The organism is Brevibacillus choshinensis, from assembly GCF_016811915.1.
Lineage (GTDB): Bacteria > Bacillota > Bacilli > Brevibacillales > Brevibacillaceae > Brevibacillus > Brevibacillus choshinensis_A.
Genome location: NZ_CP069127.1, coordinates 2,781,310 through 2,800,120 on the forward strand (window position 1 = coordinate 2,781,310; position 18,811 = coordinate 2,800,120).

Consider the following 18,811-nt stretch of genomic DNA (forward strand, 5'->3'; position numbering starts at 1 on the left):
GAGAGACTATGTTTACGAAAGTCTTAGTCGCCAACCGCGGAGAGATTGCTGTCAGAATCATTCGCGCTTGCCGAGAATTGGGAATTGCCACCGTCGCCGTCTACTCAGAGGCCGATCGTGAAGCCCTGCACGTTCAGTTGGCAGACGAAGCGTATTGCATTGGACCGACTGCTTCCAAAGACAGCTACCTGAACATGCCTCGAATCATGAGCATCGCCTTGTTGACGAAGGCGGATGCGATTCATCCTGGATACGGTTTCCTTGCAGAAAATGCGTCATTTGCTCAACTATGCCAGGATTGCTCGATTACCTTCATCGGTCCAGATCCGGATGCGATTACCAAAATGGGGGATAAATCCGAGGCGAAGGCAACCATGAGCTTGGCCAGTGTGCCGTTGGTGCCGGGGACGGAGGGACTGATCGGTGACATCGAGGAAGCTTTGGAGGTTGCGGCAAGTATCGGTTATCCGGTGATAGTCAAAGCCACTGCCGGCGGTGGAGGAAGAGGGATGCGTCTCGCCTACGACGAGCAAGAGCTCACCAAAGCCATCCATCAAGCCCAGAAAGAAGCGGAGTCCGCTTTCGGGAACGCAGGCGTGTATTTGGAAAAATACGTAGAAGAACCGCGTCACGTCGAGATTCAGATCATGGCCGACAAGCACGGCAATGCCGTTTATTTGGGCGAGCGTGATTGCTCTATCCAGAGGCGCCATCAGAAGCTGGTAGAAGAAGCGCCATCTCCAGCACTGGATGGTGAGCTTCGTGAGAAAATGGGGCAAGCTGCAGTGGCGGCAGCCAAGGCTGTTCGTTATCACGGTGCCGGCACCGTCGAGTTTTTGCTGGATAAGCATGGGCAGTTCTATTTTATGGAAATGAACACCCGCATTCAGGTGGAGCATCCAGTCACGGAAATGATCACCGGAATAGATCTCATCAAGGAACAAATATCAGTAGCAGCAGGAAATCCGCTTTCCTTTACCCAAGAGGATGTCAAAATCAACGGATGGGCGATTGAATGCCGGATCAATGCAGAAAATCCCTCCAAGAACTTTATGCCGTCACCTGGCAAAGTCACGGGTTATTTGCCCCCAGGAGGATATGGCGTACGAGTGGACAGCGCCGTATATCCTGGCTACGAGATTTCTCCGTTCTACGATTCCATGGTGGCAAAGCTCATCGTATGGGGGACGGACCGAAGCGAGGCTATTGCCCGCATGCGCCGCGCACTCGATGAATTTGTAATCGAAGGGGTGCACACGACCGTTCCATTCCATGAAAAGCTGCTTGTCCACCCTGACTTTGTAGCAGGACAGTTTGCAACAAACTTCCTGGAGAAAAACAAGCTTGACCTGTAGTCACCTTCATAGGAGCAAAGGAAAAGCCCCGATTTCGGGGCTTTTTTCTATGCAGACATTGCTGGGGATCATTCCATGATTTGGCGTATGCAATACATCCCACTGAAACATACTGAAAGGGAACTATATTCCACTTGCAGGTGTTGCTTTGTGATTACGGACGCGAGAATACGAAGATCGGGACTGGATACGAAGAGTTTGCTGAAGCAGTTCAAACAAAAGTAGTGAGCTCGCCATGAAGAGCGTCAGCCCAAACAACTGATGCTCTTTTTTGTGATCCTGCAATTTCATGCAGCCGCACTCCCTGAGAGAACCAAAAGTTTGATAAAAGTAAAATCTTTGACCGCGCGCAACTTATTTTCGCGCGCACTAAAAGCGTGAATCCGACAAACACTGTTTCTCTAGACCCACATGATTTTCGTTTGGTAACATGGTTACGTTCAAGAAAACGTACTTGGAGGGGCAGTTGTTGGAAATTTACGAGGATATTAAAAAAGGGGAAAAGGGTGCATGGATCAGCATTATCACCTACATCTGCCTTTCCATACTTAAACTAGGGGTTGGCTATGTTTCGAATTCGGAGGCATTGCTGGCGGACGGACTCAACAATACGACAGATATTATCGCTTCCATCGCGGTTTTAATTGGACTGAAAATATCTCGTAAGCCTCCTGATAAGGATCACCCGTACGGCCATTTTCGTGCAGAAACCATCAGTGCACTTATCGCATCTTTTATCATGATTTCCGTAGGGATACAGGTACTCTATCAAGCGGTGATCGGATTATTTTCCCCAGATGTTCAGGCGCCAGATTTGCTGGCGGCATGGACTGCGCTCTTTTGTGCAATGATTATGTTCATTGTGTATCGCTACAATCGTCAGCTAGCACAGAAAATCAAAAGCCAAGCCATGATGGCAGCAGCACAGGACAATCGTTCTGACGCACTCGTCAGTATCGGGGCATTTATCGGAATCATGGGTTCGCAGTTGGGTCTGCCTTGGCTCGATTCGCTCACAGCCGTCGTGGTGGGTGTCATCATATGCAAGACCGCTTGGGATATTTTCCGTGAAGCTACCCATACGCTCACGGATGGATTCGACGAAGAAACGCTCGAGACGTTTAAGCAAACGATCGAAGACACGCCTGGAGTTGAATTCATTAAAGACATCAAAGCAAGGAAGCATGGGAGCAGTGTCCTCGTAGATGCTGTCATTACCGTAGATCACAGGCTGAACGTTATCCAAAGCCATGAGATTACAGAAGAGATCGAAAAGAAAATGCTGCGTGAATACCGCATCCGCCATGTGCATGTTCATATTGAGCCGAAGTAAATGAGTTCATTAGCCCCCTTTGATCAGAAGGGGGCTTTTCGTCGAATTCAGGACGAATCCCAGAGGGGAAAACGCACCGCGATTGACAGCCTGCGTAGGCATGCGAACAGGCAAATGAGGAAACCGACACATACAGTATCTCAAGCCTCAGCATATGACGCCAGAAGAATGCTTGTCAGCTCAACCAGTAAAGGGAGGTAGGAAATGAGGAAGCAGGATGGGAAAGACGAGCTTTTTACACCTGAATTTCTAGACTGGCTAAAGGAGAAGCAAATCACGAGGAAAAGGCTGAAGAAAGATCCGACGGCATTGGACATGTACCATCGAGAATGGATGAAGACGAAAAAAAGAAACAGGACAAAGAAGCTGTCTCTGTTTCAAAATTTGCCTTCCATCAATTTCGATTTGGGTAAAGTCGTAGACAATGTCCGAATAGCTGGCGAGCTATTGAAAGCCTATCAGGAATCAAAAGAAAGCCATTCTCCAGAATCATAGTGCCGCACGAAACCAACAGAGGGAGGGCAATGGCCCTCCCGTTCTGGATGATGTGTCGAAGCTCGGTACCTAAACCCTAATCGCCATGGACTGTTTGCGTGTTATTCTCGAGCAATTCAGCCTCCTCCTGAAAAGCCTGTCGCGCTTCTTTTACGAGCAGCATCAGCAATAGGATGACGAGGAGGTAGGCAATATCCAAAAACCAGATCAGCAACATGGGCCCCGAGAGCATCGCGCCGAGCATGGGTGACATCATCCCGCCCATGACTCCGGCCATGACACCTTCGATGGAAGCCGTTAGCGAGACCAACCAGCCTGTACAAAATCCCACAGTCATCCCGATCAAGACAGCAATCACCGTGGCGAGAGCCAGATCGCTCGCGAGAAGAACTTGAATATTCAATCCCAGGGTGACGCTAGACATAGCACCTAAGCCCATGGCGATGATCATCCCGTCCATGCAGGCAAGCTCTGTCCGGTTTTTATAGGTGTAAAGGACGCTGCCGATCGTCAGCAAACTGAGGAAAACGATGTTGAGTACGAGCATAGCAACCTCCCTGATGAGTGAAGATTCAATTATTTACTGATGTTCCATTTGCTTCTTCTCCTGCAACCGCATCGGCAAAAAATCGTGCATCTCCTGCCGCGGCAAAGGCATCTGAGAGCCATTTGGACCACCTCCTGCCATAACATATGAACTCGTCAATCAAAGTTGTCTCTCGGCGGGTTGGCGATTTCATTATTTGTGGAAAAACGGGCACGAACGGGTTTGCCGGCAAAGCGGACGGGCAGTGCCTTCGCCCTCAGAAAAATATGGTAAGATAAAGGCAGAAGAAGAGATAAAGGAGAAAAACGATGCTGGTTCAGGTGGCAAAAGGGATTCATCAACTATCGATTCGATTTCCATTCGGCATGAGACAAGTGAACAGTTATGTCATAGAAGGAAGTAAAGGGGTCACGATCGTAGACACGGGCAGCTGCGCTGAGCAGTCCATGGATATCTGGAAAAGCGCGCTTCCTATGGGAACGAAGGTGGAAAAAGTGCTGCTGACGCATGCGCACACCGATCACATCGGTTTGGCTAAGTGGCTGCGGGAGCGCTACGATGCACCTGTACTCCTCTCACGACTTGGCTATGAGGAGATGCAAAAATTTCACACGAGATTGAAAGAGTATAAAGGGGATGAGTCCGTAGATTATCCCTATTTTCTTCAGCATGGGGGTCCGGCAATCAGTGAAAAGGCATTGCTGGAGCAAGTAGACGCCGATTTTTTCGAGCCGGATGAACTCCTGGAGGACGAGCAGGAGATCGTATTGGGAGACTTTTTGTTCGAGTCGATCTGGACGCCAGGTCACTCGCCCGATCACTTCTGTTTTTACGATCGTTCCAATGGCGTACTGCTGGCTGGCGATCACGTGTTGAATGATATTTCCCCGCTCATTCCCATCTGGTCCGAAGAGGAAGGCAATCCGCTGCGCTCCTATTTTCAATCGCTGGACAAGATAGTTCGGCTTCCCGTACAGATCGCCTTGCCTGGACATGGCAGCATGATTCAGGATTTGCCTGCGAGAGTCGCTGAGCTGCGAATCGGGCATGAGCAGCGCATGCAGCAAATTCTGGAGGGAGTAGCTGCGGGCGGCAGCACGGCTGGCGAGATCGCAAAAGTCGTGTACGGCCTGGAGAAGCTATCCATACGGCACATGGCCGAGTTTCTCATGACACTGTCCCGGATCTTGTATCTCGAATCGGAAGGCAGATTGCGTGCAGAGAAAGTAGAAGGGAAAGTCCGTTTTCATGTGATGGGCTAGGCGCTACCATTTTGTTTGCGCTGTCCTCATTCAGCAGCACACATGTACGAAGATGGATTCAGCAAGTAGTAGGCGCCAGTAATTCAAAGGAAGAAGAGCAGAACGACCCGAAGTTCGGGGCTTTCGCTCTTTTTTCAAACACTCCGGGCCAGTAGAAGCAAAGGAAACAATGAAGTATAGAAGTCTGAAAATTCATAAAATATACAAGGGTTTTTGCCAACCAAAGTCGAATAGACATGATTATTCACATGGCGCGTATGTTATCAATAAGCGTCAATGTCCGCGTACAAGGAACGGTTGAGTGTGTTCATCCAAGAAGACACAGTCTTTTTCCATATACGTTGATGGGGGGCATTCTATTATGAAAGCGCTTGTATTGGAGAGCCAAAAGAATTGTGTTGTCAAGGAGGTCTCTACGCCAGCACCTGGGGACAACGACATCTTGGTGAAGATCATGGCAAATGGCGTTTGCCGGAGCGACTGGCACGTCTGGGAAGCGGAAGTAAACAATTATCCATCCAAAATTCTGGGTCATGAATTTACGGGGATCGTAGAGGAAGTAGGGAAGAACGTCACGCGTTTTAAGAAGGGCGATCGTGTCATCGCTCCTTTTTCGGGGAGTGAAGGGACATGTCCGCAATGTCAGCAGGGGCACACGAATATATGCGACTCCTTTTTGTTGCCCGGATTTATGTACCCAGGCGGTTTCGCGGAATATGTTTCGATTCCTTACGGGGAACGCAATCTCGTACACTTGCCGGAAGAAATCAGCTTCGTGGATGGGGCTGCTCTCGGCTGCCGATTCATGACAGCGTTCCACGGCATCGTCGATCAGGCAAAAGTTCAGCCGGGCGAATGGGTTGCCGTATACGGGTGCGGAGGAGTAGGTCTCTCGGCGATCAATATTGCTACGGCCATCGGGGCAAATGTAATCGGTGTGGATATTAATGATGCCAATCTGGAATTGGCGAAGCAAATGGGAGCCGCTTACACGATCAACAGCAAGCAGACGGACCCGGTAGCCGCAGTTAAGGAAATCACCAAAGGCGGCGCACATGTCTCGATTGATGCGCTTGGTTTTACACAGACCTGCGTCAGCGGCATTCGCAGCTTGCGAAAGAGAGGACGTCATCTGCAGGTCGGTCTCACCATGAATCACGAGCAGGGGCATATTGCCATTCCAGTCAATGAAATGATTTTGAAAGAGATTAATTTTATCACGACATTGGGGATGCCTGCCCATCGCTTTGCATCGCTTCTACCCTTGGTAACGACGGGTCGCTTGACTCCAGGAAAAATGGTGACGAGGGAGATTGCTCTATCCGAGGTGAACGACATTTTCACCGCGATGAGCTCGTATTCCAACACAGGTACATTTGTTGTCACCACATTTGCGTAACGGATAAAGGAAGAACTGAATAAAGCAGCGGGGGCAAATCCTAGTGGCCTTCGCTGCTTTTTGCTGCCGGAAAGTGTATGGAATAGTAAGTGTTGTGTGAAAATAAAGACAACTATTGTTCGAATCGAGACACTTTTACGGACGCAGATTCATCGAGCATTAGGAACTTGGAGCTCTGGCATGTATTTTGCTAGGAAAAGGTAGAGACCGCATGAGGAGTCACTTTGCTCAGCTCAGCAGTCCCAAGCTGGCGATGGATGCCATCGATTCCCGAGCAGAAGCCTGGAAAAAGAAAGCGAGGAAGCGAAGATGGAATTCAAAACACAGATCGGGGTTTCCGAGCCCGATAAGATTTACGTGCATGGCTATGATTTGAGCGAGGATCTGATCGGACAGATCACGTTGGCAGATATGGCGTTTCTGGGAGCTGCCCACCGCAAGCCGACTATTCAAGAATCGAGAATGCTGAATGCGTGTATGGTGGCTATCTGCGAGCACGGATTCACACCTAGCTCCATTTCGGCTCGGTTGACGTATTTGGGAGCCCCAGAAGCCGTGCAGGCAGCGGTGGCGGCGGGTCTGCTTGGAGCAGGCTCTGTTTACCTGGGAGCCATGGAGTACGTGGCACAGATGCTTCAAGAAGGCTGGAAGAAGCAGGAGCAAGAAACCGATGTGCGGCGCCTTGCCGAGCAGATCTTGCATGAAAGAGCGGAGCAAGGACTCTCCCTTCCTGGGTTCGGGCATCCCGTTCACAGACCCGTCGATCCTCGCACGACGAAATTGTTTGCGCTTGCAGAAGAGCTCGGATTTGCCGGAAAGCACACGGCCTTGATGCGTGAAATCCACAGACAGTTTTGCGAGAAAAAGGGAAAGACCATCACGTTAAACGTGGCAGGTGCGATTGGAGCAGTGCTCTCCGATATGAATATGCATCACAGTGTCGTCAAGTCTTTTGCCGTAGCCGCCAGAGCCGTGGGACTGATCGGCCACATCGTCGAAGAAATCGAGTCGGGACGAGCGGACAGCATGGCACAGCAGCTGTATGACTATGTCGAAGAAAGCACGGTCTACACGAATGACAAACCGCGTCATCAAGCAGAGGAATAAGTACGGGAAGGGGAGAGAGTCATGAAACAAGTACATACGAGACGCACGGGTGTCGACAATACGATCGCCGTTGCCGAGCTGAGCCGGCCAGAAGCGCGAAATGCGTTCAACACCAGAATGGCGAAAGAGCTCCTACAAGCCTTTCAGGAGATAGTCAGCTCCGATGCTAGGGCTGTGCTGCTTCAATCGACGAATGGGAAAGCATTTTGCGCAGGGGCTGATTTGAAAGAACGCAATGGGATGACGGAGGCAGAGTGGAGAGACTAGCACAAGCTGTTTGAGCAAATGTTTTACGCCATCGCAGATACTCCCCAGCCCGTCATTGCCGTTGTGGACGGATACGCATTGGCAGGAGGATTCGAGCTCGTGCTCAATTGTGACTTTATCGTAGCGGCGGACAGTGCAATCTTCGGTCTTCCAGAGGTTACGCGGGGGATTATGCCAGGAGGGGGAGGGACACGGCTCTTGGCAAAGCGAATCGGCCTGCACAAAGCGAAAGAATGGATATGCACGGGCAGGCTGATCGAGGCTGGGGAGGCTGATCGGGCAGGCTTGATAAATCGATTGACGACAGCAAACTCGCTTGCAGAGCAAGGGCTGAATTTGGCAGAAAGTCTCGCCCGCAATGCGCCGTTGGCAGTGCAAGCATGCAAGAAAGCGGTCGACGTGCTCTTCGGAATGGACGATCAGCTGGCTCGAGAAAAGGAGCTGGAGTTCTACAACCGCTGTGTCGATACGCAGGATCGTCTGGAGGGTGTGCTCGCCTTTGTGGAAAAGCGAGTGCCGCGTTTCGTAGGAAAATAAAGAGCATACAGGCTGGAGGAAGAGTCATGAAAGACGACGCATTTCACCAGGAACTTCGCCAGAGCGTACGCGCCATTTGCAAAAATTATCCGGATTCTTACTGGAGAGAGCTGGATGAGAGGAGGGCCTATCCGTAAGCCTTTGTCAATGAGCTGTCACGCACAGGATTTCTCGGTGCGCTGATTCCGGAAGAATACGGCGGCCCCGGCTTGTCCGTCACAGAAGCCTCCATCATCATGGAAGAAATCAATCGCTCGGGAGGGAATGCGGGAGCGTGCCATGCCCAGATGTACACCAGGGGAACGCTGCTGCGCCATGGCTCGGATACGACCCAGTTGAGAACCGCGGCCGTACGAAAAGGCGACAAGTACATCCGCCCGATACGAACCATGATGAACCACGCGACGACAGAGCTGTTTATCGAAAACCTCGAGGTGCCTGCGGAAAATTCCTCATCCTGTCCTATGTGGCCGAGCATGTCTTGGGGCTCCCAAGATCGTACTGATTGGAAAGCATAGAGGTCCTGATTTTGCCCAAGGCATGTCGAGCAAATGATGTGCGGAAATAGGTAGCGAGTCCAGAAGGATATTTGAGAGGAGTGGAAGAGTATGAAAAATCGTTTGCCTAGCTGGATTTCAGAGCATATCGTCCTCCCGGTGATTACAGCTCCCATGTTTCTTGTATCAAACCCGGAAATGGTCATCGCTGCATGCAAGAGTGGAGTCATTGGCTCCTTTCCATCATTGAATGCACGTACCGTTGATACCTTGACGGAATGGATGTCGACCATTTCACAGGAGCTGGCTCACTGCAAAGCGGCAGAGCCGACGAAGAAAATTGCTCCATGGGCGATCAACATCGTCATTCGCCATTTGAACAATCGATTGGAGGAAGAACTGGAACTGATCAAAAAGTACCAACCGCCGCTCGTCTTTACGGCTTTGGGGAATCCGGCTCCCGTCGTAGAAATCGTACATGCCTATGGAGGAATCGTTTTTTCTGATGTGACTACCGTTTACCATGCGAAAAAAGCTGTGCAATCGGGTGTCGATGGCTTGATTTTGGTTTGCGGGGGCGCAGGAGGACATGCGGGCACTTTGAATCATTTTGCTTTTGTCAGTGCCATTCGGGAATTTTGGGACGGGATCACGATCCTTGCAGGTGGGATTGCCAATGGTCAAGACATTTTGGCAGCCCAGGCCATTGATACAGATTTAGTCTATATGGGCACGAGGTTTATCGCTTCCGCTGAGAGCAACGCGGGGGAAGAGTACAAGCAGATGCTGATCGACTCCACCATCGAAGACATCCTATATACGTCGACGTTTAGTGGCATTCCAGCCAATTACCTGGAGCCGAGCATCATCAATGAGGGGCTCAATCCAGACGACCTAGGCTCGCATGCGGACTTCGCCAAGACCGGCAGAAAGGCCTGGAAAAACGTATGGTCCGCGGGACACGGGGTAGGTAGGACGAAGTCGATCCAGACCGTCTCTGAAATCGTCGGGGAACTCCAGACGGAATACGATCAGACGCTCACCGCTCTGCAGCAGGTAAGCCACACCCGCACGCATCTGAATACATCCATGTCTTGACATGGGTCCCGTCTGCACCAGATGCAGTCAAGAAGAAACCCCGAGATGAAATTGATCTCGGGGTTTTCGCGTATTTGTCAGCTCTGGGTCAATTCACGGATTCCCTGAATGAATCTCTCTACTTCTTCCGCTGTATTGTAGGGAGCAAGTCCTGCGCGAATCCAGCCGCCACTTTCATTGATTCCCAGCTTGTCTGCAAGTGTCATCGCGTAAAAGTCTCCGTCGGCAATGAAGATGCCGTAGTCTTCACACATCCTCTCGCAAAATGCTTGAGTGGACCAGCCATCGACCCGAAAAGCGATTGTTGGCGTTTTTGGCACATCAGGTGCAGCTTGATAGAGCGTAACAGCTTCCATATCCGCCAGTGCCGTACGAAGCTTTTCGGCAAGGCTGTTTTCATAGGCCTCGATTACTTCATACCCAGAGCGTATCTGCTCGGTTAACTCCTGACCTTCTCCCAGACTGGCAATAAATTCGATAGCGGGACGAATCCCTGCGATGCCTTCGTGATTTTGGGTTCCGGTTTCCAGCTTATCCGGTATGTAAGAGGGCGCTGGCTGGAGCTTGTAAGGCTGGAGCTTTTCAAAGAGTTCCTGACGAATGACGGCGATCCCGATGTGCGGACCAAAAAATTTATAGGCAGAGCAGAGGAGCAGATCCGCGCCGAGTTCATCCCGATCTACGGCAAAATGAGGGACAGCATGAACAGCATCGACAGCCACGGGAATGCCGTGCGCGTGTGCTTTTTTCGAGATAGCGGCGATGTCATTGATGGTTCCGACTGCATTGGAAGCAAGTCCTACCGCAATCAAGCGTGTACGGGGAGTGAGGAGATCATCCAGTTCTTCCAGACGCAATGTCAGCGTATCAGGATCGACAGGCAGCCAGCGCACGGTCATGTTGCGATCTGCCGCAATGGTCAGCCAAGGATCGACGTTCGCCCGATGATCGAGCTCGGATACGATGATCTCGTCGCCTTCCCTCCAATCACGTCCCAAAGCTCGGGCAATGGCAAAGGTCAGTGTGGTCATATTGGCGCCAAATGCGATTTCCTCGGGAGAAGCGCCAAAGAGAGCTGCGATGGCATCCTTCGCATCCGCGATGATTTTCTCCGTTTCCTGACTGCTCGGAAACGATCCGTGGAGGTTTGCGCCCCCATTTGCCATATATGCGTAGATGGCATCCATGGAGCTTTTGACTACCTGCGAACCGCCAGGACCATCAAAATAAACAACAGACTTGCCGTTGTGTGTCCGGCGCAAAGCGGGAAATTGTTCACGTACTGCCGCGATCGGGTAGAGCTCAGCCGTTTTCGTCATACTCCACGTCTCCTTTGCATTGCAGAAGTAATCTTACACTCCCTCATATTATCATAATTGTTTGTCAATTTGGCGAAGGATTACAAGCGTGCTAATACATTGTACAAACGAGCGACGGGTATCTATACTGGTAGTAGAGACGTAATACTGAGAGAGGCAGCGCAAACGCCTTGATCAAGATGTAGATGAGAGGGATACCATGCAAACGTGGATTACTACCTTTATGGAACAGTTCAGCTACATCGGCATCTTTTTGCTGATGGCCTTGGAGAATGTGTTTCCCCCAATCCCATCTGAGGTGATTCTGACTTTTGGGGGATTTATGACCACATACACGACACTGTCTATACCGGGAGTCATCATTTCCGCAACGATGGGCTCTGTTTTTGGAGCCATCATTCTATATGGGATTGGGTACTACCTCGATTTCGAAAAAATCGAGAACCTCGTGGATCGCTGGGGACATATCTTGCGGTTGAAGAAAGAAGATATTTCTCGCGCGAATGCGTGGTTCAACAAATACGGCTACTGGACCATTTTCCTTTGCAGAATGGTACCGCTGGTGCGGAGCTTGATATCTGTCCCGGCTGGAATGACCAAAATGAACGTCTGGCTCTTTTTGCTGTTTACGACACTCGGGACGCTGATCTGGAATGTGGCGCTCGTCATGATCGGTTCTTTTCTGGGACAATCCTGGGACAGTATCCTATCGTTTATGGACATGTATTCGACCGTGTCCTATATTGTCATTGGAATCGGAGCAATCGTGTTTCTCTTTTTCTTTTTCCGCAAAAGAAGTGTGAGGTCGAAGTAGGAGGAGGACAAGCGGTGCCTCCATAAAAAATCTCCGGTCGAGGTGGCCGGAGATTTTTCGTGCTTTAGCCTTTCATTTGCCTGGCAATATCCGAGATTTTTTTACTCCTCAGTGCCTGCTCCATCTGACGCTCGGCGTCCAATACGACCTGTTGGATCAAGCACTCGCTGCTGTGCTGAAAGCCGCATTCAAACAAGGAGGACGTACCTTCGATGGCATGAATGACATCCAGAAAGGAAATATCATCCTGATTGCGTTTGAGCCGGTAGCCTCCATTTGCTCCTGGAACAGAGTGGATGAGCCCGGCTTTGACCAGCTTGGTTAGCATCTTGGAAAGATACGTTTGGGAAACTCCTAATTTTTCAGCCAAAAGCTGCACACTGACGGGCTTGTCCGGCGCTTCAGACACCAGGTACAGCATGGCATGGAGAGCATAATCTGTCGCCTGTGAAAACTTCATGAGACACCTCTAACGTAGATTTTATTTATCCATAATAAAGAGAATAAGGCAGCAAAGCAAGTAGATGGATGGAATTGCTGCTCGCTTCCGGGATGAGTCATTTAAAAGCATCGTTTCAGATAGAACGAAGCACCAACGCAAGAGAGCTGGGCTGCATCCTAATAATGCAGCTACAATAACAAAAGTTATTCCAAAACACCTAATGGACTGATTAGCGTAACTTTCCATTATTTGGTTCGTATATGAAGGGGATAGGACAGGGAGTAATGGCTCCTCACTATCCTAAAAATAAAAACGGACAAACATACGGTTCTATGGCAGATGCTGCTTCTGCTGAAATGGAACCTGAATTAATCAGTGCTACAGGTGTGGATGGCACTGCAGGATATGTGCTGAAAAAAGACTTAGACGGTGAGCGACCAAAATCACCCGAGGAAGCCATTGCGATACAAATCAGTAGATCACCAGGTGGTCGTGATATTCCGCTGTATGACGTTGATGGTGAAACCGTAATTGGTGTGTTTCATGTTGGAGGAAAGTAACAAAAATGCATGTTCAAGAGATACGCTGACTGGCAGTATAGCGTAATGAATGAATATATCTAAAGTCGAGCTTACCTCGTTGCCTTCATTTCAAATTTCCGTTTACGTATTACGTTCAAGGATGGTGACTGTATGTCAAAGGAAGATCCAAGCATTATATTAATTACAGGGATAATGGCTAGCGGAAAATCGACAGTAGCGCAACTGCTCTCTGAACAATTCGAAAAATCGGTGCATTTACGTGGAGACATTTTCCGAAGAATGATTGTAAATAACCGCAAAGAGGTCCATCCAGACTCGGGAAGTGGCGAGCTTGATCAATTGAAGCTGCGATATCAGCTAGCCGCTCAATCAGCGGAGATGTACCAAAAGGCGGGATTTACAGTTGTTGTTCAAGATGTCGTCGTTGGACCATTGCTTACTGATTTTATCTCGTATATTAGTAGCCGCCCATTTTATGTAGTAGTGCTTTGTCCAAACTCTACAGTGGTTGCAATGAGAGAGGCTGCTCGCAAAAAGAAAGGTTATGGCATTTGGAGTGTTGATGTATTAGATCGTCTGCTGCGAAATGAAACTCCGCGCACAGGATTGTGGTTGGATTCATCTGATTTGTCCCCTGAAGAGACGGTGAATGAAATTGTCAAGAGACTGCAAAATGAGGCAATGATTACATAAGCGATTACGTTAGCGGGTTCGGTCGTTTCATAAAAGGCTCAAAACCCACATGTAGTTTTGTGGGTTTTGTTTTGGCCAAACAGAGCCATGCTGATCAAGCGCATACTGAAAAGTGCCTAAAAAATCTGGTAGAAGAGGAAATTGGTAAGACAGAGGATTGGGACATGGTGTATGACGGATCACTCAGCAAAATGGGATTCTGAAATTTACCATATGTAAGAATATTTAATCTATATTTCATACATTTTGTAAAATGAACAAAGTGGAACAGTTGGGGTACGATCAAAACGTATTCTCATCTTATAGATTAGGAGGTTGAGTGACAGATGATTTGGGACTTTCTCTTTCAATTGCCGACACGAATCGAATTTGGAAATGGAAAAGTGAAAGAACTGGCGCAGCGCGTTTTGGAGCTAGGAGGGAAAAAAGCGATGCTGGTAACCGATCAGGGCATCGTTAGGTCGGGCATTCTCGATATCGTGACGGGTGTTCTGGAGGCTGGTGGGATCGCGTTCACCGTGTATGATCAAGTGAAACCGAATCCGCGTGATGTCGATTGCATGAGTGCGTACCAATTAGCCAAGGATGCAGAGGTTGACGTGCTGATCGGGTTGGGCGGAGGCAGTTCGATGGATACGGCAAAAGCAGTCGGAACGCTGTTAACCCACGGCGGCGAAATCAAGGACTGGTACGGCTTAAACGTGCTGGAAAGGCCGATCACACCGCTGATCTGCATCCCGACCACGGCAGGTACAGGCAGCGAAATCACCTTTTTCTCCGTCATCACCGATACGAATACAAAATTGAAAATGAACATACTCGACGCCAAGGTTGCGCCAAAAATCGCACTGCTCGATCCTGAGCTGACAGTTACGCTACCTGCACATGTAACCGCTTCCACGGGGATGGATGCGCTGACACATGCAATCGAGGCGTATACCTGCAACATTTCCGAGCCGATTACGGATGCGCTCGCCTTGTATGCGATCGATCTGATCGTAGAGAATTTGCCTCTAGCCGTGTCTGATGGCGCCAATCTGGAAGCACGGCGGAACATGCTGGCAGGCAGTCTGATTGCAGGCATTGCTTTCGGGAATTCTGATGTCGGAGGTGTCCACTGCATGGCGGAGGCACTCGGCGGCTTGTACGATACCCCGCATGGCGTCGCCAATTCGATGCTCTTGCCGTATGTGTTTGAATACAACATTCCGGCTGATCCGCGAAAGCACGCCATTGTCGCCGAAAAGCTGGGAGCCAAACGCAATGGCCGTACGGATGAGGAGGTCGCACAGGAAGGCGTGCAGCTTCTGAAGGATTTGGCGCAAACCGTCCGCATCCCCAAGATGAAAGAGCTTGGCAATGTAAATTCAGATGATTTCCGCTACCTGGCTGAAGCTGCTACTAAAAATGTCTCGGCACCAAGCAATCCGCGCGCTGCCACGATGGAGGACTATTTGAAATTATTCCACACTGCTTTTGAAGGATAGTTCTGACGTACACAAGGGGTAGGTGCAAATATGAGCGATCTGAAATTAAATCGAACATTAGGATTTTGGGCAGCATACTCAGCTTCGGTTGGACTCGTTGTTTCAGGAACAGCGATGGTTGCGTTAGGCAATGGATACGGCGTGAGCGGCCCTGCATACAGCATTGTCGCATTCGGAGCATTGATCGTGATTTTATGCGTGGCGCTGTCGTATTCCGAGATGGCGGCCATGATTCCCGGCGCTGGAATGGTCGGCGAATATACGCTTCCGGCACTGGGCAAGCTGCCTGCTTTGTTTGCGGTTTTGGCCGGATACATCGTACTGGTCGGCACAGACGGCGGTACGAACATGATCGTCGGCGGACAGTCGCTGGAGGCTTTGATCGGTGTGCCTTGGTATCTGTGCGTCGCTGTCATCTTGATCTTTCTCGTCATCGTCAACATGATGGGCGTCGAAGTGTTCGGTAAAGTCCAATCTGTGCTGGCCATCAGCATGATGGGGCTTCTCGGCATCCTCGGGCTTTGCGGCGTGTTCGGCATCGGGACCCAGGAGCCGTTGGCAGTCCAGCCGCCATTCTCCGCCTTGACGTGGCAGGAGCAGGCGGGCACGCTCGGACTTGCGATCTGGCTGTTCATAGGGATGGAATTCGTAGCGCCGCTTGCAGAAGAGGTGAAAAATCCGGGGAAAACGATTCCGTTTGCTATGCTGTTCGGCTGCTTCACCATCTGGCTGGTCGACCTGTTCTTCGGACTCGGCGTTACCAAGTACATTGCCTTGGACAAGCTCGCAGCGTCGACGATCCCGCACGTGGATGGGGCTGCTGCCATGCTGGGCAAACCGGGATTGGTCATCATGAGCATCGTCTCGATCTTAGCAGCGGTCACGACATGCGACACGTATTTGGTCGCTGTTCCGCGCATGCTGTACGGTTTGTCAAAAGAAGGGCTGCTGCCGAAAATGTTTTCCTGGCTGCATCCGAAAACACGAACACCGTGGTATGGGATTTTCTTTGTCGTTGCTTTGATTCTGATCGTGCTCGTTTATGCCGTCATCAATAAGGCAAACATTGATTTCGTCACGACCATGATCGCGGTTGCTTGCGGAACATGGCTGATGTCCTACATGATCACGCAGATTGACGTTATCGTGCTTCGCGTCAAGTATCCGAAAGCCGTGCGTCCGTTCAAAACGCCTTTGTATCCGCTCCCGCAGATTATCGGTATCGTTGCCTGTGCTTACATGATCTACACGCAGTACCAGGATCCGACTGTGTTGACCATATCCCTTTACGTGATCGCGGTCATCTTGATTTTTGGAATCATTTATTTAAAAATGACCGGTCAAAAATTGTTTGAACCCGTGCCGTTAGAAAAGATTTACGAAGGAATCCGCAAACGCAGCGAGTTGGACAGTGAGCTCGGCATCGCCGAAGAAAAGTAGCGCAATCTGTCCGCATGAAAGGAATAGGTGGGGGAGCATGGGGTTATATACTGTCATCGATCAGCGCGCATTCAAGGTGCTGCGTTCCGTCGCAACCGATTTCGAGACATTTGCTCCCATCGGTGTGGCCTCTAACAATCGCATTCAGCTGGACGGTCACAAGCTAGGGGTAGAATCTCTGGAAGCAACCTATCGGATCATCAATAAATGGATGGGGCGCATCTATGTGTATACATGGAAATGGTCGCTTCCCGATGACTCTGTCCTGGAAGATGTTGTGATAAAATGTAAGTACTCTGGAAAACTGGGCAGTCGTGTGGCTCAGTTCACTTCCAAGCAAGACTCGGCATTGCTGCAGCGCCTCAATCAGGATCATGAGATTCTGGCCTTGTGCAATTCAATCGATTATGAGGCAATCGAGCTGCGCTATTCCAGTAAAGAGCAGCGCTGGCACGTCGAGATGAAGCCAAATTATGGTGATTTCATCTGGATCTTGTTCCCGCCGGTCCGGTATGCACGCAGGCCCAAGCAACAAGAAATGGACGATACGATGCGTTTGGTCAAGCGTTTGGCCCAAAAAATCAAACAATCAACCAAGTGAGGTATTTCTATGATTTCGATGTTGCAAGCGAAAGCATTTTTGACGGATCTGAATACGGTGCAAAAAATGTATATCGATGGAGAATGGGTGGCGAGCGAAAGCGGTGGCATCCGCAATGTGATCAATCCGGCGAATGGCGAGATCATCGGCGTCGTAACGGAAGGGAATCGTGATGACGCCAAGAAAGCGATTTTGGCAGCGAGACGCGCATTTGACAAAGATGGCTGGCAGGACAGCAAAGCTCGTGATCGCGCAGCTCTGTTGAACAAGGTGGCCGATGCGCTGGAAGCGCGCGCAGAAGAGTTCGCTTCCCTCGATACATTGAACAACGGCAAGCCGCTGCGCGAATCCCGCTACGATGTCGCAGATGCGGTGAACCAGTTCCGCTACTTTGCCGGTCTGTGCACGAAGCCGCATGGTACGACGTATGATGTGCCGGACGATATGCAGGCGATGGTCGTGCGCGAGCCGATCGGCGTCGTTGGACAGATCATCCCTTGGAACTACCCGCTCGTCATGGCGACGCAAAAAATCGCTCCGGCGATCGCGGCCGGCTGCACCGTCGTGATCAAGCCTGCGGAGCAGACGCCGTTGTCCTTGATCCGGCTGTTTGAAATCATCGATGAAGTTGGCTTCCCGTCAGGCGTGATCAATCTGGTGCTCGGTGCCGGGGAGACGGTCGGGGCAGAGCTTTCCGAGAGCCCGCTGGTGGACAAGGTCGCCTTTACTGGCGGAACGGATACCGGTATCCGCATCATGAAGGCGGCTGCGGAAACGATTAAAAAAGTCGGCCTGGAGCTTGGCGGCAAATCGCCGAACATCGTGTTCGCCGATGCGGATTTTGAGACGGCCGTTGATTACGCGCTGTATGCGATTTTTGCAAATCAGGGCGAGGTGTGCTCCGCCGGTTCCCGCCTCTTGCTCGAGGAGACCATCTATGAGCGGTTTATTGTGGAACTGACTGCCCGAGCCGAAGAAATCGTCGTAGGAGACGGGACGGATGAAGGGACTGAGATGGGGCCGCTGATCACGGAAGAGCATATGCAGCGAGTCCTGCACTATATCGAAGAAGGCAAAAAAGAAGGCGCGACGTTACTGTGCGGAGGTAATCGCTTGACAGATAACGGTATGGACAAAGGCTTCTTCGTGGCGCCGACGATTTTTACCGACACCAAACCCGACATGACAATCATTCAAGAAGAAATTTTTGGTCCTGTATTGGCGATTCAAACGTTCCGCACGGAGGAGGAAGCCATTGAGCTGGCCAATGGCACACGTTTTGGCCTGGCAGCCGCGGTTTTCACGACAGATGTCGCCAAAGCCCACCGGGTGATCAAAAAGCTCCGTGCAGGCATCACCTGGATTAACACGTACCACCCAACGTACAACGAAGCGCCATGGGGCGGCTACAAACAGAGCGGGATCGGCCGTGAGCTCGGTACTTACGGATTCGAGGAGTATCTTGAAATCAAGCAGATCAACGTCAATCTGAACGTCGCGCCGAGCGGGTGGTTCGAGAAACGCAGCTAGGCCCATTCTAGAACGGATATAGGGGTGACCCAGAGACGGTCGCCCT

18 protein-coding genes and 1 pseudogene are annotated in these 18,811 nt (G+C 50.5%); 16 read left to right on the top strand and 3 right to left on the bottom strand.

What is annotated here, in order from left to right; genetic code table 11:
* Positions 1-8: 8 nt before the first annotated feature.
* From accC to JNE38_RS14105, 3 genes are all read left to right on the top strand, one after another.
* A complete protein-coding gene (accC, locus tag JNE38_RS14095) occupies positions 9-1,355 on the top strand; it encodes an acetyl-CoA carboxylase biotin carboxylase subunit (RefSeq protein ID WP_203357117.1) in 1,347 nt (448 codons plus the stop codon).
* 469 nt (positions 1,356-1,824) lie between these two features.
* A complete protein-coding gene (locus JNE38_RS14100) occupies positions 1,825-2,688 on the top strand; it encodes a cation diffusion facilitator family transporter (protein WP_203357118.1) in 864 nt (287 codons plus the stop codon).
* A gap of 204 nt (positions 2,689-2,892) precedes the next feature.
* Positions 2,893-3,183 (top strand): hypothetical protein, encoded by a 291-nt coding sequence (locus JNE38_RS14105; RefSeq protein WP_203357119.1) that lies wholly within the window; start codon positions 2,893-2,895, stop codon positions 3,181-3,183.
* A 76-nt stretch (positions 3,184-3,259) separates the two neighbouring features.
* On the opposite strand, the gene JNE38_RS14110 is transcribed toward JNE38_RS14105, so the two are convergent.
* A complete protein-coding gene (locus JNE38_RS14110; protein WP_203357120.1) occupies positions 3,260-3,730 on the bottom strand; it encodes a hypothetical protein in 471 nt (156 codons plus the stop codon).
* A 308-nt stretch (positions 3,731-4,038) separates the two neighbouring features.
* On the opposite strand from JNE38_RS14110, the gene JNE38_RS14115 reads away from it, so the two are divergent.
* From JNE38_RS14115 to JNE38_RS14140, 6 genes and pseudogenes are all read left to right on the top strand, one after another.
* Complete coding sequence (locus JNE38_RS14115) at positions 4,039-4,992, top strand: MBL fold metallo-hydrolase (protein ID WP_203357121.1); 954 nt, start codon at positions 4,039-4,041, stop codon at positions 4,990-4,992.
* Between the two features lie 361 nt (positions 4,993-5,353).
* Positions 5,354-6,391, top strand: a complete 1,038-nt coding sequence (locus JNE38_RS14120; protein WP_203357122.1) for a zinc-dependent alcohol dehydrogenase family protein — start codon at positions 5,354-5,356, stop codon at positions 6,389-6,391.
* 309 nt (positions 6,392-6,700) lie between these two features.
* Positions 6,701-7,498: a citryl-CoA lyase gene (locus tag JNE38_RS14125; protein WP_203357123.1), complete on the top strand. Its 798-nt coding sequence runs from the start codon at positions 6,701-6,703 to the stop codon at positions 7,496-7,498.
* A gap of 21 nt (positions 7,499-7,519) precedes the next feature.
* A pseudogene (locus tag JNE38_RS14130) lies at positions 7,520-8,302 on the top strand (enoyl-CoA hydratase/isomerase family protein).
* Positions 8,303-8,484: 182 nt separating this feature from the next.
* Entirely contained in the window at positions 8,485-8,820 is a 336-nt protein-coding gene (locus JNE38_RS14135) for an acyl-CoA dehydrogenase family protein (RefSeq protein ID WP_238933726.1), read from the top strand.
* Between the two features lie 90 nt (positions 8,821-8,910).
* Positions 8,911-9,897 carry an NAD(P)H-dependent flavin oxidoreductase gene (locus JNE38_RS14140; protein ID WP_203357124.1) on the top strand — a complete coding sequence of 329 codons (987 nt, stop codon included), beginning with the start codon at positions 8,911-8,913 and terminating at the stop codon, positions 9,895-9,897.
* A 77-nt stretch (positions 9,898-9,974) separates the two neighbouring features.
* On the opposite strand, the gene JNE38_RS14145 is transcribed toward JNE38_RS14140, so the two are convergent.
* Positions 9,975-11,216, bottom strand: a complete 1,242-nt coding sequence (locus JNE38_RS14145) for a cysteine desulfurase-like protein (RefSeq protein ID WP_203357125.1) — start codon at positions 11,214-11,216, stop codon at positions 9,975-9,977.
* A gap of 199 nt (positions 11,217-11,415) precedes the next feature.
* On the opposite strand from JNE38_RS14145, the gene JNE38_RS14150 reads away from it, so the two are divergent.
* A complete protein-coding gene (locus tag JNE38_RS14150; RefSeq protein WP_203357126.1) occupies positions 11,416-12,030 on the top strand; it encodes a DedA family protein in 615 nt (204 codons plus the stop codon).
* A 64-nt stretch (positions 12,031-12,094) separates the two neighbouring features.
* On the opposite strand, the gene JNE38_RS14155 is transcribed toward JNE38_RS14150, so the two are convergent.
* Positions 12,095-12,490 carry an RrF2 family transcriptional regulator gene (locus tag JNE38_RS14155; RefSeq protein ID WP_203357127.1) on the bottom strand — a complete coding sequence of 132 codons (396 nt, stop codon included), beginning with the start codon at positions 12,488-12,490 and terminating at the stop codon, positions 12,095-12,097.
* Between the two features lie 266 nt (positions 12,491-12,756).
* Between JNE38_RS14155 and JNE38_RS14160 the strand changes: the two genes are divergently transcribed.
* From JNE38_RS14160 to JNE38_RS14185, 6 genes are all read left to right on the top strand, one after another.
* On the top strand, positions 12,757-13,032 hold the full coding sequence (locus tag JNE38_RS14160; RefSeq protein WP_203357128.1) for a hypothetical protein: 276 nt from the start codon (positions 12,757-12,759) through the stop codon (positions 13,030-13,032).
* A gap of 132 nt (positions 13,033-13,164) precedes the next feature.
* Entirely contained in the window at positions 13,165-13,707 is a 543-nt protein-coding gene (locus JNE38_RS14165; protein ID WP_203357129.1) for an AAA family ATPase, read from the top strand.
* A 326-nt stretch (positions 13,708-14,033) separates the two neighbouring features.
* Positions 14,034-15,194 (top strand): iron-containing alcohol dehydrogenase, encoded by a 1,161-nt coding sequence (locus tag JNE38_RS14170; RefSeq protein ID WP_203357130.1) that lies wholly within the window; start codon positions 14,034-14,036, stop codon positions 15,192-15,194.
* Positions 15,195-15,224: 30 nt separating this feature from the next.
* Positions 15,225-16,634 (top strand): APC family permease, encoded by a 1,410-nt coding sequence (locus JNE38_RS14175; protein WP_203357131.1) that lies wholly within the window; start codon positions 15,225-15,227, stop codon positions 16,632-16,634.
* A 37-nt stretch (positions 16,635-16,671) separates the two neighbouring features.
* Entirely contained in the window at positions 16,672-17,235 is a 564-nt protein-coding gene (locus tag JNE38_RS14180; RefSeq protein WP_203357132.1) for a DUF3156 family protein, read from the top strand.
* A 9-nt stretch (positions 17,236-17,244) separates the two neighbouring features.
* Entirely contained in the window at positions 17,245-18,765 is a 1,521-nt protein-coding gene (locus JNE38_RS14185; RefSeq protein ID WP_203357133.1) for an aldehyde dehydrogenase family protein, read from the top strand.
* Positions 18,766-18,811 lie beyond the last annotated feature (46 nt).